At 37.6% G+C, this 15,026-nt stretch carries 15 protein-coding genes; 2 read left to right on the top strand and 13 right to left on the bottom strand.

The features are described 5' to 3' along the window. Positions 1-157: 157 nt before the first annotated feature. From P8P68_RS07265 to P8P68_RS07215, 11 genes are all read right to left on the bottom strand, one after another. Positions 158-1,369 (bottom strand): aminoacyltransferase, encoded by a 1,212-nt coding sequence (locus P8P68_RS07265; protein ID WP_268705790.1) that lies wholly within the window; start codon positions 1,367-1,369, stop codon positions 158-160. A gap of 205 nt (positions 1,370-1,574) precedes the next feature. Then, positions 1,575-2,786: a CHAP domain-containing protein gene (locus tag P8P68_RS07260; protein WP_278275824.1), complete on the bottom strand. Its 1,212-nt coding sequence runs from the start codon at positions 2,784-2,786 to the stop codon at positions 1,575-1,577. 93 nt (positions 2,787-2,879) lie between these two features. Continuing rightward, positions 2,880-3,374 carry a rod shape-determining protein MreD gene (mreD, locus tag P8P68_RS07255; protein WP_278275823.1) on the bottom strand — a complete coding sequence of 165 codons (495 nt, stop codon included), beginning with the start codon at positions 3,372-3,374 and terminating at the stop codon, positions 2,880-2,882. Further along, positions 3,374-4,192 carry a rod shape-determining protein MreC gene (gene mreC / locus P8P68_RS07250; protein ID WP_278275822.1) on the bottom strand — a complete coding sequence of 273 codons (819 nt, stop codon included), beginning with the start codon at positions 4,190-4,192 and terminating at the stop codon, positions 3,374-3,376. Before mreC ends, mreD begins: the two co-directional genes overlap by 1 nt. A 60-nt stretch (positions 4,193-4,252) precedes the next feature. Then, positions 4,253-5,047: an energy-coupling factor transporter transmembrane protein EcfT gene (locus tag P8P68_RS07245; RefSeq protein ID WP_278275821.1), complete on the bottom strand. Its 795-nt coding sequence runs from the start codon at positions 5,045-5,047 to the stop codon at positions 4,253-4,255. Continuing rightward, complete coding sequence (locus P8P68_RS07240; protein WP_278275820.1) at positions 5,040-5,879, bottom strand: energy-coupling factor transporter ATPase; 840 nt, start codon at positions 5,877-5,879, stop codon at positions 5,040-5,042. Before P8P68_RS07240 ends, P8P68_RS07245 begins: the two co-directional genes overlap by 8 nt. After that, positions 5,864-6,691: an energy-coupling factor ABC transporter ATP-binding protein gene (locus P8P68_RS07235; RefSeq protein WP_278275819.1), complete on the bottom strand. Its 828-nt coding sequence runs from the start codon at positions 6,689-6,691 to the stop codon at positions 5,864-5,866. Before P8P68_RS07235 ends, P8P68_RS07240 begins: the two co-directional genes overlap by 16 nt. Continuing rightward, positions 6,688-7,233, bottom strand: coding sequence for a CDP-diacylglycerol--glycerol-3-phosphate 3-phosphatidyltransferase (gene pgsA / locus P8P68_RS07230; RefSeq protein ID WP_000712145.1), 546 nt, complete (start codon positions 7,231-7,233; stop codon positions 6,688-6,690). Before pgsA ends, P8P68_RS07235 begins: the two co-directional genes overlap by 4 nt. 10 nt (positions 7,234-7,243) lie before the next feature. After that, positions 7,244-8,065, bottom strand: coding sequence for a cytoskeleton protein RodZ (rodZ, locus tag P8P68_RS07225; protein WP_278275818.1), 822 nt, complete (start codon positions 8,063-8,065; stop codon positions 7,244-7,246). A gap of 36 nt (positions 8,066-8,101) precedes the next feature. Continuing rightward, on the bottom strand, positions 8,102-9,385 hold the full coding sequence (locus P8P68_RS07220; RefSeq protein WP_278275817.1) for a pitrilysin family protein: 1,284 nt from the start codon (positions 9,383-9,385) through the stop codon (positions 8,102-8,104). Continuing rightward, a complete protein-coding gene (locus P8P68_RS07215) occupies positions 9,382-10,632 on the bottom strand; it encodes a pitrilysin family protein (protein WP_278275816.1) in 1,251 nt (416 codons plus the stop codon). Before P8P68_RS07215 ends, P8P68_RS07220 begins: the two co-directional genes overlap by 4 nt. 158 nt (positions 10,633-10,790) lie before the next feature. Here P8P68_RS07215 and yaaA point away from each other — a divergent pair, with 158 nt between their 5' ends. Both yaaA and recF read left to right on the top strand, forming a co-directional pair. Continuing rightward, positions 10,791-11,159: a S4 domain-containing protein YaaA gene (yaaA, locus tag P8P68_RS07210; protein WP_000455886.1), complete on the top strand. Its 369-nt coding sequence runs from the start codon at positions 10,791-10,793 to the stop codon at positions 11,157-11,159. 2 nt (positions 11,160-11,161) lie between these two features. Next, the gene (gene recF, locus P8P68_RS07205) at positions 11,162-12,253 is read left to right on the top strand and encodes a DNA replication/repair protein RecF (RefSeq protein ID WP_278275815.1); all 1,092 of its coding nucleotides are present in this window, start codon (positions 11,162-11,164) and stop codon (positions 12,251-12,253) included. Positions 12,254-12,311: 58 nt separating this feature from the next. Here recF and guaB read toward each other — a convergent pair whose 3' ends face one another. Next, the gene (gene guaB, locus P8P68_RS07200) at positions 12,312-13,790 is read right to left on the bottom strand and encodes an IMP dehydrogenase (protein ID WP_278275814.1); all 1,479 of its coding nucleotides are present in this window, start codon (positions 13,788-13,790) and stop codon (positions 12,312-12,314) included. Between the two features lie 162 nt (positions 13,791-13,952). Further along, positions 13,953-14,978 (bottom strand): tryptophan--tRNA ligase, encoded by a 1,026-nt coding sequence (gene trpS, locus P8P68_RS07195; RefSeq protein WP_000165481.1) that lies wholly within the window; start codon positions 14,976-14,978, stop codon positions 13,953-13,955. Between the last annotated feature and the right edge of the window lie 48 nt (positions 14,979-15,026).

The raw sequence follows: 15,026 nt of genomic DNA, 5'->3' as shown, positions 1-15,026 counted from the left end.
TCATAATTGGAGCTTTATTTCAAGTGATTTTGTTATTTTTTCTTATTAAATTACTAGTTGAAAGCTCTAAATTTAAAACATCTCAACATATACTGCTGAGATGTTCTGATAGCTAATTTTTTTAAATTTAATGTAGTGGCAAAATAATTAGTTTATCCTATCTACTTCGAAGTTTCTTACGAATTTTATAAGCTAGATTAAACAAGAAATATAATGAACTAGTTGGATAATTAAACTCACCAGCAAATTCTTCGATAGTAGGATTAAACTTGGATTTAAAGTTAATTAACCCACCCTCTAAGTTGTTTTCAATTCCACCCATATTATGAGTCTCAGCCCCTCGTTCAAAAGAATGTTGAGCTGTCTCAAACCATGTAGGAATAGCAGGTTGATAGTGTCTAAATTCTTCATTCATTCCAGCATATAAGTTTTCAGAAGTTTTCCCAAATTCGATAGTTAAAGTACCAGACAATGGGACAACACTATCTCCTCTATCAATATAGCTCTTAAGAAAAGAAATTTCTTCTTCTAATCGATTTCTCTCTTGCTGATTATCTTTTACTTTACCTTCTTTCGTTTTATCTGTAAACTTCTGCGCTGTTTTTAGATTCTTTTCGAATTGCTTCTCAACTTCTTTCAATCTATTAGGTAGATCTAAGTAGCTCAGTGTGATAAAGGAGTGGCTAGGATAAGTAGTCAGTAACTTTTGATAGTAATCTTTGTCTCGTAAACTAATGTTCTTACGAGACTCTGTTTTCTTCATTAAAAATGAAAATTCATCTAATAAATCGAGTCCACCAAATTTTACTTCCAATCCTTTATTTCTTGCAGTTCGGATGGCCTGTCTAGTAGACTTAGAAAGTTGATCCAGTGAAAAATTTTCTTTATGAATATTAGCTTGAAAACGTGGTTGTATATTTTCTGCCATATCCTTTGTTAAGCCTGTCCAATGAACTTTATTTTTTTTCAGTTCTTCAACAATTTCTAAAGTCATAGAATTTTGGACAGTTTCTTGGCCAATAAGACCTCTACTGATAAATAGACTTGGGTCAAATTTAACCATTATTGCATGGCTTTTTTTAGCAAGTTTTTTCAACGTTAAAAGAACAAATTTCAGAAGTTCTTTATCTTCATAATCAATTACTGGACCTCGTGGAATGTAGAACATAGAAAGTCCTAATGGTAGCGGCTGAATTAAGATATTTGCTACTCCAACTAATTGATTGTCTTTATAAAAGCCAACTCTCTCATTCCCCCAAGTATTCTTTATCTTGTACCAATCACTACTCTGCAATAAATTTCCTTGAGGATGATTTTCTAAAAATAAATCCCACTCTTTAACATCAACATTTATTTTATACGTAAACATAACTCCAACACCGACTCCCTTAGAAAACATTCTTTATTAACATGCTACACTCGTACTAAATCCCTACGTTTCATTTTACTTTAACCAAACAATTATAAGAATAGAATAGAAGTTCAAGTAATTATATAATGCAATTTATTTTTCAGCACTATACAAAGAGTGAGATTAATAAAATCTCACCCTAAATTTAGTAATAATCAGTATATTAGTTTGGATAAATGTATCTTACAGTACCTCTTGATGCTGTCGGATTAAACCATCCACGATAATTTCCGATTGGTTGAGTTCCACTGCCATCATAGTTACACTCAGAAACTTGAATACGAGTTGATGATTCAACTGCTGTAACAACTGCTACGTGACCGTATCCTCCATCATCCCATGAAGCAATTGCGCCAACTTGTGGTGTAGAACCTGTACGGAAACCTGCAGCCGCTGCACTAGCTGCCCACTGACCACCATTACCCCAATAATCACCGGCCCATGGAGCCAAGGTCTTAGCACCCCATGTACATTGACCTACAGGATAACTTGAAGCATTTGAGCTATATGTTGGACGAGTTCTAGTTACAGTTGGAGCAGGTGCTGGAGTGTAGCTTGAATCATCATCTGATGAAGAGCTTGAAGCTGCTTGCACTTGATCTGAAAGTGTTGTATTTCCAGAAGCAACAACTGATTGTTGTTGGCTTGTTTGACGTGCTTTATAAGCTGCCTCTGCCTCAGCTGCTGCTTTCGCTTCTGCCTCAGCTGTTGCTTTTTGTTCCAACAATGTTGCTTTCTCACCTTCTGCAGTTGCTTTCTCAGCAGCAAGGTTCAACTCAGCAACTTTCAACTCAGCTTGCTTTGTTGTCAATGTTTGTGCATCGTCAGCAAGAGTTTGTTGGTTGGCAATTACGGTATTGATAGCTTCGTTATTCGCAACTTGTTTTTCAGCAATTGATTTTTTATCAGCCTTTTGTTGTTCCAACATTTTATTGTTAGCTGATACAATCTCGCTCATAGCTGCAACACGTGAAATAGCTTCAGTAATTGATTTTGAGTTTACAATTGTGTTGATGTAGCTAGTTGCAGCACCATTTGTTTGTGCGCTACGTGCTTGTTTTTCCAATGAGTCATTACGAGCAACAATGTTCTTAGAAAGCTCTGTAATTTCTCCTTCAAGTTTCTTAGACTCAGCTTGAAGTGTTTCATTTTCAGCTTGCAAGCTTGCTTGTTGTGTTTGAATAGCTGTAACTTGCGTTTGGATTTCATCTACTTCTTTTTGAGCTTCTTTTTGTTTAGCTGACAAGTCACTAATTTTACTATCTTGAGCAGCAATTTTTTCATCAGTTGTTTCAGCATGAACAGTTGTTAATACCTCCGCTTGTGAAACCAATACTGTACTTAACAAAAGTGACGCTAAGATTTTTTTCTTCATATTATGTAGATACTCCTTCTATTTAAGACATTACTAGTATACCAAAAAAAGACATAATAAATATTACGCCTTTGTTACATTTATATTTCTTTCTCATAGATAAAATTTTTCAAAAATATATTGGAAAATCGCCATCCATAAGAAGTTCAGAATCATTGATGGGACAAGACTATAGACAATGAAGACTGGCATGGAATCTACCGTCAATCCCACAACCAAAGCAAGAAGATAACTCCCCATATCAAACAGAAAACTGATTACAATAATGGTCAACATCCTTGTCCAACGATTCGTCAATATCACGCTGTTAAACTTATGGAGCGAAGCACCAATCACGATAAACAAAAGCGTGGCAATTCCAATCAAGTGGAAAAAATAAATATCGTAAACCAAACCCACTATACAACAATAGGCTAGATAGAGATACTCTGACACCTCGATTGTCTCAAATAAGAGAAACAAGAAAAGAAAATGACTGGCCAAATGAAAGTGGGGGAAGAAGGATTCCACCAATTGACCAATATGAGCATCAATTAGAACGACAACAGGGAGTAAAAAGAAAATACCAACTTGTTTAAACAGTCTCATTACGAATTCCCCACTAACTCTACCACATGAAGATCTTTGGTGTCAGCATTCAACTTTACTGTTACCTCTCGTGTTAGATAGTCACTGCTGTGTGTTGTGGCAACAACCTCGCCAACAGGAATATCCTTAACATTGAAGTTTCCGAGCCCCCCTGTCGTCACCTTGTCTCCCGCGCTAATGTCGCTATTACTATTTAATTGACTAATTTTAAGCAGTTCGGTTTCCTTGTCATAACCAACGATGATTCCATAAATTTCAGTAGAACCATGCAGGATTTTAACGGAAATTTTGTCGGAATTTTCAGTATTTGTCAATAAGTTGACCGTTGTTGAATGCTCCTCTACTTTTGAAACACTACCAATCAAGCCACCGTTTGCAATGGCCAACATGTTTTCAGAAACTCCTTTTGAACTTCCCGCATCAATTGTCAACTCTTGCTTCCAAGACACAGGAGCTCGCTTAATCACATCTGCTGCTAGGGTTTTTGTAGCCTGTAATTTTGACTTCATCTCTAGAAGCTGACGTAGTTGTTCATTTTCTGTTTTTAAACGTTCTGATTGATTAGACTCCACCTCTAGTTGATAGAGTTGTTTTTTTAGACTTTCGTTTTCATTGTAAGTCTGCGTCAAATGTCCCAAATCCGATTTGAAAGCATCAAACCACTGAAAGGGTTTTTGAACAATTCTATCCACTAAGGAAATGCCATCTCCTAATTTTGTCACAATAGCACTTGAATAGGTTGTCACTAATAGTACAGAAACTGCTAGAACTGTGACAAAAACAATGATTAGATATTTTGATTTTTTAAAACGGTTCATATTCCTACCTTTTTACTAAAGATCTACTACTGTGATTTTTTTATAAATCTTACAAATCCACTAAGATTTTAAGAAAAATAAGAGACATCCCAGCACCAGAATCACAAGAATCGCCAGTGTATCCTTTTGACACCATCTCAACTGTCTATACTGGCTTCTACCCTTTCCTCCCTGATAACCACGCGCTTCCATGGCTATTGCCAATAAATCTGCACGCTTTAAGCTCGTCGCAAAAAGAGGAATTAAAATCGGAATCATAGCCTTTACTTTTTGAACGATACTACCTTCGCCAAAGTCAACTCCACGAGCCTTCTGAGCATTCATAATTCTCGTCGTGTCATCCATCAAGGTTGGAACAAAACGCAAACTCATTGATAACATGAGACCAATTTCATGAACGGGAACTTTCACGCGTTTCAGAGGAGCTAAAAGAGATTCAACTGCAGCTGCCAGACTCAAAGGCATGGTCGTTAACGTTAGCAAAGTTGAAAAGAAAATAATCAATACAAAACGACAGAAAATAATCCCAGCTTGTTGCAAAGCATAATCCGTTATTTTTATAAAAGAAAACTCAAATAAGACATTTCCGCTTGAAATGAAAAAGAGTTGAAATAGAGTCGTAAAAGCAATCAAGAAAAACATGGATTTTAATCCCTGAACAAAAAATGAGAGGGAAACACCCGACAAAGCGATAAATATACCTGTCGCTACAAAAAGAATGAGATTGGCCAGGGGATTATTGGCCCAAAATACAATCAAAATCAACAGGATCATAGCGAGCAATTTACTACGGGGATCCAAGCGATGAATGATGGAATCTCCTGGTATATAACGCCCTAAAATCATACTATCCATTTAGCGACTCCTTAAACTCCTCTATCTTGATTGGCAGTTTTTTAAAAGCTACACCTCTATCTGCCAAACGTTTACAAAAGGCTGTTATTTTAGGCACACCTAACTGCACCTTTTCCATAGAGGCTACATCTTGGAAAACATCACTCGGTTTGCCACTTTTGACTAAACGCCCCTTTTCCATAACATAGACCTGATCAGCATACGTAGCTACATCATCCATCAAATGCGTTACCAGGACGATTGTCATTCCAGCAAGGTGAAGTTTTTTAAACAGAGTCATCAATTCTTTTCTGCCCAAAGGATCTAATCCAGCTGTTGGCTCATCCAAAACCAAGACAGTAGGCTCCATGGCTAGAATACCTGCTATAGCCACACGTCTCATTTGGCCACCAGAAAGTTCAAAAGGACTGCGCTCAAAGAGTGACTCATCAATCCCTACCAAGGCTAACTTTTCACGCGCAATTTTCTGGGCTTCTTCCTCAGAAACTCCAAAATTTTGCGGTCCAAACGCAACATCTTTCAAAACAGTCTCTTCAAAAATCTGATTTTCAGCAAATTGAAAAACTAGACCGACTTGCTTTCGAATCTGTCGAATTTCTTTATTTGTTGATGTAGGGGTAATGACGGTATCGAAAACTCGAACAGAACCCTTACTTGGAACCAATAGGCCATTTAAAAGCTGTAAGATGGTCGATTTTCCACTACCTGTATGTCCTATCAAAGCTGTATAGGAACCGTCCTCAATCGCCAAGGAAACATCAGTCAAGGCTGATGAAGATAGGGGTGTCCCCTCTTGATAGGTAAAGCTCACATTTTCTAGAGTAATTCCCATAACTTGTCCTCTAGCTCTCCTTCTGTCAAATAGCCATCCGGCAACTGATAGCCAGTCTCTCTCAAAGATTCTTTCAATTGATTCGTAAAGGGATCATCTAAGCCTATCTGGTCAAGGTCATCCCGAGAAAAAAGTTCTCTGGGGCTACTGGTTGACTCCACTTGGCCTTTTTTCATGACCAATACACGGTCACTCATCGCAACTTCTTCCAAGTCATGCGTAATAGAAACAATTGTCATCTGATAGTCTTTTCGAATCTCTTGAACTGTCTGAATCAGTTCTCTGCGCCCCTCGGGATCCAACATACTTGTAGCCTCATCCAGAATCAAAATAGCAGGTTTCAAGGCAACAACTCCTGCAATGGCCACCCGTTGTTTTTGTCCACCAGATAAGCGGGCTGGTTCTCTCTTCTTAAAGTCTAGCATACCTACTAACTCCAAAGATTCAGCCACTCTCTTCTTCATTTCTTCACGAGGAAGTCCCTGATTTTCTAGACCAAAGGCAACATCATCTTCAACAGTTGCACCTACAAATTGATTGTCTGGATTTTGAAAAACCATACCAATTTGACGACGCAAGTCCCAAACATTCTCAGGAGACAGCAATTGGCCATCTATCCAGATTTCTCCAGATTCCGCTTCAAGCAAGCCATCAATCAAACGAATAGTTGTTGACTTCCCACTCCCATTATGACCTACGATTGAGAGCCACTCTCCACGTTTCACGTGAAACGTAACGCTGTTAACATCATAATACTCTTGATCTTCTTTGTATCGAAAAGACAGATCTTTTACTTCAATAATCGATTTCATTTCGAACCAAATGTCCCTTTGAATAGATGAGCGCTACCCTTGAAATAATCATAACCAGAGTAGATAGTGAAAAACAAAGCGATATAAAGCAACAGTTGCCCAATTAAATTCCAATGTAAGAGCAAAAAGATAATGGCAAACATTTGACTAAAGGTCTTGATTTTCCCAGGCATCGCTGCCGCCAGAACTGTTCCACCCGTCTCAACGAGCAACAGACGAAGGCCTGTCACAGCGAGTTCACGACAGATGATAATAGCAACAACCCAAGCTGGAGCCATACCCAACTCAATCAACATGATAAAAGCTGACATAACCAACAACTTATCCGCCATTGGATCTGCAAACTTTCCAAAGTTGCTAACCACATTCCATTTACGAGCAAGGTAACCATCAAGATAATCTGTCACACTAGCAACTGCAAAGATAATCGCTGCCAGCAGGTGACTGCCTTGTGAATCGTCCAAAGTCAAAATAAGAATAAAGAGAGGTATAAAGAGAATTCTACCAATTGTTAATACATTAGGGATTTGTTCTTTTTTCATTGGTTCTTCCTTAATCTGTAGTAAATGTAAGTGTTACAGTTCCAGTCTGAGTTGTCAGCTTCGAGGTATCGATTGTTTGATTGTCCACAGTTAAAGTAACTCCCTTCACTACACCCAAAGTAATCGTCACAGGTTCTTTCGTTGAAACTGTTGTTTTTGCGTTTTTATTGTCTGATGACAAGGTCACCCCACCTTCAAGGTCACTTCCTGAAACACTTACCCAGCTAGTTGCATCCGAAACAGTCAGCTGAACCGTGGCTGTTTCCTTACTCGTTTTATAGCGGGCTTCAATGCGGTTTCCTTCACCTGAAACGGTAATAGTTGATTCCGCAGTAGAAGATGAGCTTGATACCTGACTACTAAAAGATGAATTAGATGAGGTTGTTGAACTAGTTGAGTTCACAACACTATAGTTAGCTGAAGAAGGACTTGGCTGAGTTTGGATGTAGTTCCAAACATAGTAAGTCACAAAAATTAAAATTGATAAAGCAAATAGCACAAAATAAAATAAAGGGAGATAAGAAGTTTTTTTCTTATTTGATCGTCTACGACCAGACAAGTCTTCTTCATCAACATCGACCTCTTCATAGGTGATCATACTACCTGAATCATAGGCATCCAAGACAATTCTTTCATCTAACTCTACTGCCCAAGCATATTTTCTTAAAAAAGAACGAGCGTAAAAGGTACTAGGAAGTTGATCGAAATCATCCGCCTCCATTGCTTCTAGAAAATTCAACTGAATTTCAGTTTTTTCCTGCAATTCTTCTATACTCAATCCCCGGTTAATTCTAGCTAAACGCAGAACCTCGCCAATTGTTTTTTTTCTCATACTTACCATTCCTTCTTTCTAGTGTTCTTGCCTTATTTAGGCTGGAAAAATTGTAAAATCAACTAGATCACCATCATCAATCAAACGATGTCCAGCTTCAAGAACATCTTCCAAAGTAATTTCCTGTAAAATTTTCGGAAAATCAAAAATTGTTTCTCCGAGATCCATAGGATCGTATTGAGTTGCAATAAATTCCAAGGAGTTCATACTACTGAAAAATTCTCCAAACATCTCACTCTTAACAAGATCGAGATGCTCCTCAGTAATATCTGCATCACTACTAAACTGACGAATCGCTTTCCGAAATTGGTGCGACAAAGAAACAGGTTCCTTGGTATCCATCGTCAATATCACAAAATGAAAGCGACTATTTACCTCAACCTCTAGTGACAATGACGCATCTAACTTCCCTGTCTCGTATAATCTTTGAAAACGATCCGAGGTCCAGCCAAACATCATCGTAAATAGCAATTTCAATAAAATGTTGTAACGATAAGACTCCTCTTCCGTTATTTGACCAGTTCCTCTAATAGCAACAGCAAGTTTTGGTAAAGAAACTTCCATCCGAAGACTATCTGTTTGCTTCACAGGTTGCAAAGGTAGTTGCTCTTTTGAAACTGTAAACTGCTCTAAAATCTTATTTTCCTTTTTCGAAAAGTATTCCTCAATGAGCTCCACATCAATATTTCCAACTAAAAATAGAGACATGTTGACAGGTTTGTAAAAGTCTGTAAAGTTCTCTTTTAAATTTGAAACTTGAATCTCAGAAATTGATTTTTCACTCCCAACAATATCTGTTGCTAAAGAAGTACCAGGATAAAGATTGGCTAATGTTGCAAAAAACAAACGCGAATCTGGATCATCTTGATACATTTCTCGTTCTTGCTGGATAATATCTTGTTCCCTCAAAACAGACTCTTCTGTAAAATGAGCATCTCCAACTAACTCATCAAGCAAATCTAAATTATCTAATAAATGGTCAATTGTTGAAAAAAGATAGCTGGTCTTAGTAAAGCTTGTAAAGGCATTACTGTCCGCACCTAATCGAGTAAAAGCAGCCATTATATCCTCAGAGTTTGCTCTTTCAAACAATTTATGTTCAAGAAAATGTGCAATTCCTGCTGGATGATGACGTAAACCTTTTTCCAAACTTGTATAAGTTGCATCTACAGAGCCAAATTGAACCGTTACAACCCCGTAAACCTCATTGAAATCTTGCTTAGGGAGTAAAGAAATTGTCAACCCATTTGACAATTGTGTTTTGTACACTCTTTCCTTTACAGCAGAATAGTATTTTTCTTCAAAAGTAACCCTTGTCATTCTACTCCTTCCATAAAGTAAATCGCTTGTAACTTCAAACTGTGGGCAGCTTTACATACAGCTTCTTTATCGACACTCTCTAATTTTTCCAACAACCGGTCAATGTCAAAAGTCGCTTTTCCAAATAGTGCAGTTAAATAGATTCTTTCAACTAGGGTATGCTGACTATCTTGAGCAATCAATAAAGATCTTCGAATCATCTCCTTAGTTTGATTAAGCTCAAAATCTGTAAAGTTGCCCTTTTTCAAATCCATCAACTGATGATTCATCATTTTTCTAGCTTGATTCCGATTTCCTCTATCGATGCCTGCATACATTCTTAACAAGCCACTAAACAGATCCAACTGACTAGAGACCGTATAGGCTATCCCAGCATTCTCACGAACGTTTGTAAAGAGTTTCGAATGTGCAAATTCCCCCAACAAACCATTCATAACAAGCATAGGCAGATGCTGATCATCACCATATTTTACAGGAGAATGATAGCCCATTTCCAAAATAGATTGTCCAACATTTCTCTGAACCATTCCTTCTTGTAAAACATTCGAATAAGACTGATGGTACTGGATGCTAACATCGCTCTTTCTAGCTGTAAAGGGCAATGATTTCAGTGATTCTGTAATTTCTACTTCATTAAAATCACCTAAGAAAAAGAAATCAATTTGATCATTTTTCAGAGCATCTTGAAAACAAGTGTAGCTACTTTCTGGAGACTCATTTGAAATGCAATTTCGTAAATCACTGTATCTCAATTGAAGACGCTCATCATGGAAGAACAAGCCGTCTAACTCCTTATGAGCAAAATAAAATGAATCATCCATATCAGTAGCTAAGCTAGCCAATAATTGCTTTTTTTCAATTTCAAACAAGTTTGGCTCAAAAGCTCCATCTAAAACTAAGGGGGCAAATAAAGTCTTTTCTACCAATTCCAAAATTCGAGAAGTCAAGACATTTTTTTTACTCAAAAACTCATCTCGTACATAGGTAAAGGTTAAGTCAAGAATATGTGCCTGTCCTCTACGATAAGCACTCGTAGAAATATCTGCTCCGTACAAACTTGCTAAATATTTACGAAAAGCTTGAGAAGTTGGGTAAGCTTTATTGGCAGTCTCCAACATACTCGCACTTAACATGCGTCCTGCTACTGTCTCAAGAGATAAGGAAGCAGTAAAACGAACAGTGATTTTATTTGTTTTAAACTTTTTGGATTGAACAAAATGTGCTGAAATTCCAGGCACTAACTCCATACCTTACCTCCTTACATATAGAGTTCTATTATATCACGAAAAGGAAAATATTTCTTATTCTCTTTACCGCTTTTAAAATAAAAATCGTTTTCATTTCCAGTGATTTCGCTCACTTAATTCTAAGAAATATGGTATAATACCTTAGATTGAGGTGAATTATGGAATACAAATTATTTGAAGAATTTATTACGCTCCAAGCCCTCCTAAAAGAGCTTGGAATTATACAAAGCGGTGGTGCTATTAAATCCTTTTTGATGGAACATCAAGTTTACTTTAATGGTGAATTAGAAACTAGACGTGGGAAAAAAATTCGTGTTGGAGATGCGATTGACATCCCTGATTTAAAGATTGACATCACCTTGACACAACCAAGTTTAAAAGAGCAAGAAGAATACCAAGCAGATAAGATTGAAAAAGAGCGGATTGCTAAACTTGTCAAAGAGATGAACAAGGGTGTAAAGAAAGAAAAACAAAAAACTGCTTTATCACCTAAAACCAAACAAGCTCCACGTTTTCCAGGAAGATAATCATGTGGCTCCAACATTTAACAATAAAAACCTTTCGAAACTACAAAGAGACGAAAATTGATTTCAATCCAAAATTAAACGTCTTTTTAGGTCAAAATGCACAAGGAAAGACCAACATTCTAGAAGCAATCTATTTCTTGGCCTTAACACGTAGCCATCGGACTCGGACAGATAAAAATCTCATTCATTTTGATGAAGAACAACTCCATCTTTCTGGCTTGATTCAGAAAAAAACAGGCTCTATCCCTCTAGAAATTGATTTAACACCAAAAGGGCGTGTGACTAAAGTCAATCACTTAAAGCAAGCTCGCCTCTCAGACTACATCGGACATATGAATGTGGTTCTCTTCGCACCTGAGGATCTCCAGTTAATTAAAGGAGCACCCTCTGTCCGTCGAAAGTTTATAGATATCGAACTGGGACAAATTAAACCAATCTACTTGTCAGACTTGTCAAACTATAACCATATACTCAAGCAAAGAAACACTTACCTAAAATCCAGTCAAAAGATTGACGAAACATTTCTGTCGGTCTTAGATGATCAATTAGTAGAGTATGGTTGTCGTGTCATAAAACATCGGATAAAATTCATCAAAGACCTAGAGAAATTTGGTCAAAAAAAGCACTTAGAAATTTCAAATCAGTCAGAAGAGTTGTCAATATCTTATCAATCAACTGTCAACTTCACTAATGAAGAAGTCTTAATGGATTCTTTTAAAATGGCTTTAGAAAAAAGTAGATCAAGAGATTTATTTAAAAAGAATACTGGTGTTGGCCCTCATCGAGATGACATTGCTTTCTATATCAACGGTATGGATGCTAGTTTTGGAAGTCAAGGGCAACATCGTAGTCTTGTGCTTTCTATCAAACTAGCAGAGATTGAACTAATGGAAAGCATTACTAACGAGTCTCCAATACTCTTGCTTGACGATGTTATGAGCGAACTTGACAACACACGACAACTAAAATTACTAAAAACTATTTCTCAATCTATCCAAACCTTCATCACAACAACAAGTTTAGATCACTTACAAAACTTGCCAGAAAATCTTAGCATTTTCAACATCCAAAACGGTAAAATATCTGTAAATTAAAATTGACACCTTTGTAAACAAAAAGAACTCCTGAATTTCAGGAGTTCTTTTTTACTTCTTACATAGAGTAGTTTGGCGCTTCATTAGTGATTTGTACATCATGAGGATGGCTTTCTTTGAGACCAGCCCCAGACATTTCAATAAATTGAGCCTTGTCGTGCAATTCTTTAAGGTTAGCTGCACCACAGTAACCCATACCAGAGCGAATGCCACCAATCATTTGGAAGACAATATCAGCTGCTGCGCCTTTATAGGCAACACGACCTTCAATTCCTTCTGGAACGAGTTTGTTTGCTTCATTGATAGAACCTTGGAAGTAACGATCACTTGAACCTTTCTTCATTGCAGCGATTGATCCCATACCACGGTAAGTCTTAAACTTACGTCCTTGGAAAATTTCAGTTTCACCTGGTGCTTCATCTGTTCCAGCAAACATTGATCCAAGCATAACTGCATTTCCACCTGCAGCAAGGGCTTTTACAATATCTCCAGAATACTTGATTCCACCATCAGCAATAATCGTTTTTCCATATTCGCGCGCAACTGCTGCCGCATCATAAATTGCTGTCACTTGTGGGACACCTACACCTGCAATCACACGAGTAGTACAGATAGAACCTGGTCCAATCCCGACTTTGACAACATCCACACCCGCATCATAAAGAGCACGCGCACCTTCTGCAGTTGCAATATTACCAGCAATCAAAGTGCGATCTGGGAAGTGAGCACGAATTTCAGCAATTTTACGTAGAACCCCAGCAGAGTGACCATGTGCAGTATCAATAACAATTGCGTCAGCCCCTGCTTCAAAGAGAGCCTCTGCACGTTCAAATGTATCTGAAGTGACACCCACCGCACCAGCAACTAGAAGACGACCAAATTCATCTTTGGCAGCATTTGGAAACTCAATAACTTTTTCAATATCCTTAATAGTAATCAAGCCAGAAAGACGACCTTCTTCGTCAACCAAAGGAAGTTTTTCAATACGGTGTTCTTGAAGAATATGTTCAGCTGTTGCAAGATCTGTACCAACAGGGGCAGTGACAAGATTTTCACTGGTCATATGGTTTGAGATTGGTTGATTGTAATCTGAAATGAAGCGAAGATCTCGGTTTGTTAGAATACCAACCAATTTACGATTTTCAAGTGTTTCTACAACTGGAACACCACTGATACGGTAACGTCCCATCAGTTCGTCTGCCTCAGCAATGGTATGTTCTGGAGTCAAGAAGAATGGATCAATAATAACACCATTTTCAGAACGTTTTACCTTGCGAACTTCGTCTGCTTGTTGCGCAATTGACATGTTTTTATGGATTACTCCAAGACCACCTGCACGAGCAATAGCAATGGCCATTTGGCTTTCTGTGACTGTGTCCATCGCGGCTGTAATAATTGGGATATTTAAAGTCAGATTATCTGCCAATTTTGTTGTTAAATCTGCATCATTAGGCAACACATGACTTTCTGCTGGAATTAGCAATACATCATCAAAGGTAAAACCTTTTTTTAAAAATTTAGTATCCCAATTAGACATTGAAGTTTCCTCTTTTCTTTCTTTTTGAGCTTGACTCTTTTTGTATTGTATCTATCATACCATTCTATGAAAATTTGTCAATTATATTTATGGTAGAAATCATAAAAAAACTATCCCTGTGATCCTATGGAAGAGATAGTTTTACGATTCATATTTTATCTATTATTTAAAATAATTTAGTCCCATTGCTCCCTTAACTTCAGATAGAGTTTGCCCCGCAACCTCACGCGCTTTCTCACTACCTTTTTGAAGCATATTGTACACTTCTCCCATATCCTTAGCAAATTCGATACGGCGCTCACGAATAGGGCCAAGTTCCCGTTCTAATATTTCAAGTAGATAACGTTTCGTCTTCACATCACCAAGACCACCACGTTGATAATGTTCTTTCATATCTGCAATGTCTTGAGCATCTTCTGGACGACCAAACACATCTAGATAATGGAAAACCATATTTCCTTCAATCTTACCTGGATCCTCAACCCGAATATGGTCTGGATCAGTATACATGCTCATGACTTTTTTACGCAACGTATCCGCATCATCAGCTAGATAAATACCATTATTAAGGGATTTAGACATTTTAGCATTTCCATCTAAACCAGGCAAACGTCCTGCTCTCTCATTTTCTGGATAAATACCTTCCGGTTCCACCAAGACATCACAGTTATATGCGTTGTTAAAAGAACGAACAATCTCGCGAGTCTGCTCAATCATTGGTTTCTGATCTGTCCCAACAGGAACATAATTAGCCTTGAAGGCAGTAATATCTGCTGCTTGCGCAATCGGATAAACCAAAAATCCTGTCGGAATACTTTCTCCAAACCCTTTTTGAGCAATCTCTGTTTTTACTGTCGGATTTCGTTCCAAACGAGCTAGTGACACCAAATTCATATAGTACATAGATAGTTCAGCCAACTCTGGGATTTGGCTTTGAATAAAGATAGTTGACTTACTTGGATCTAATCCAACTGCTAGGTAATCTAAGGCAACATTCCCAATCGATTCTACAATCGTTTGAGGATCTTTGGCGTGATCTGTCAATGCTTGTTGGTCCGCCAAAAAAACAAACATCTCATACTTGTCTTCTTCCTGAAGTAATACTCTGTTTCTAAGGCTCCCAACATAATGTCCAATATGCAGTTTTCCTGTTGGGCGATCTCCTGTTAAAATAATGGGTTTTGTCATTTTTTTCTCCTTCGAAATGGTCTCTTCAATTATAGCATTTTTTTGTTA

Source organism: Streptococcus sp. D7B5, from assembly GCF_029691405.1.
Lineage (GTDB): Bacteria > Bacillota > Bacilli > Lactobacillales > Streptococcaceae > Streptococcus.
This window is presented reverse-complemented; position numbering and strand designations above follow the sequence as displayed.

Excerpts from the sequence above, each read along its gene's own strand:
- rodZ (WP_278275818.1), bottom strand. The coding sequence starts at position 8,065 with ATGAGAAAAAAAACAATTGGCGAGGTTCTGCGTTTAGCTAGAATTAAC.
- P8P68_RS07240 (WP_278275820.1), bottom strand. The coding sequence starts at position 5,879 with ATGGGAATTACTCTAGAAAATGTGAGCTTTACCTATCAAGAGGGGACA.
- P8P68_RS07260 (WP_278275824.1), bottom strand. The coding sequence starts at position 2,786 with ATGAAGAAAAAAATCTTAGCGTCACTTTTGTTAAGTACAGTATTGGTT.
- P8P68_RS07265 (WP_268705790.1), bottom strand. The coding sequence starts at position 1,369 with ATGTTTACGTATAAAATAAATGTTGATGTTAAAGAGTGGGATTTATTT.
- P8P68_RS07235 (WP_278275819.1), bottom strand. The coding sequence starts at position 6,691 with ATGAAATCGATTATTGAAGTAAAAGATCTGTCTTTTCGATACAAAGAA.
- recF (WP_278275815.1), top strand. The coding sequence starts at position 11,162 with ATGTGGCTCCAACATTTAACAATAAAAACCTTTCGAAACTACAAAGAG.
- P8P68_RS07215 (WP_278275816.1), bottom strand. The coding sequence starts at position 10,632 with ATGGAGTTAGTGCCTGGAATTTCAGCACATTTTGTTCAATCCAAAAAG.
- guaB (WP_278275814.1), bottom strand. The coding sequence starts at position 13,790 with ATGTCTAATTGGGATACTAAATTTTTAAAAAAAGGTTTTACCTTTGAT.
- mreC (WP_278275822.1), bottom strand. The coding sequence starts at position 4,192 with ATGAACCGTTTTAAAAAATCAAAATATCTAATCATTGTTTTTGTCACA.
- trpS (WP_000165481.1), bottom strand. The coding sequence starts at position 14,978 with ATGACAAAACCCATTATTTTAACAGGAGATCGCCCAACAGGAAAACTG.
- yaaA (WP_000455886.1), top strand. The coding sequence starts at position 10,791 with ATGGAATACAAATTATTTGAAGAATTTATTACGCTCCAAGCCCTCCTA.
- P8P68_RS07220 (WP_278275817.1), bottom strand. The coding sequence starts at position 9,385 with ATGACAAGGGTTACTTTTGAAGAAAAATACTATTCTGCTGTAAAGGAA.
- mreD (WP_278275823.1), bottom strand. The coding sequence starts at position 3,374 with ATGAGACTGTTTAAACAAGTTGGTATTTTCTTTTTACTCCCTGTTGTC.
- pgsA (WP_000712145.1), bottom strand. The coding sequence starts at position 7,233 with ATGAAAAAAGAACAAATCCCTAATGTATTAACAATTGGTAGAATTCTC.
- P8P68_RS07245 (WP_278275821.1), bottom strand. The coding sequence starts at position 5,047 with ATGGATAGTATGATTTTAGGGCGTTATATACCAGGAGATTCCATCATT.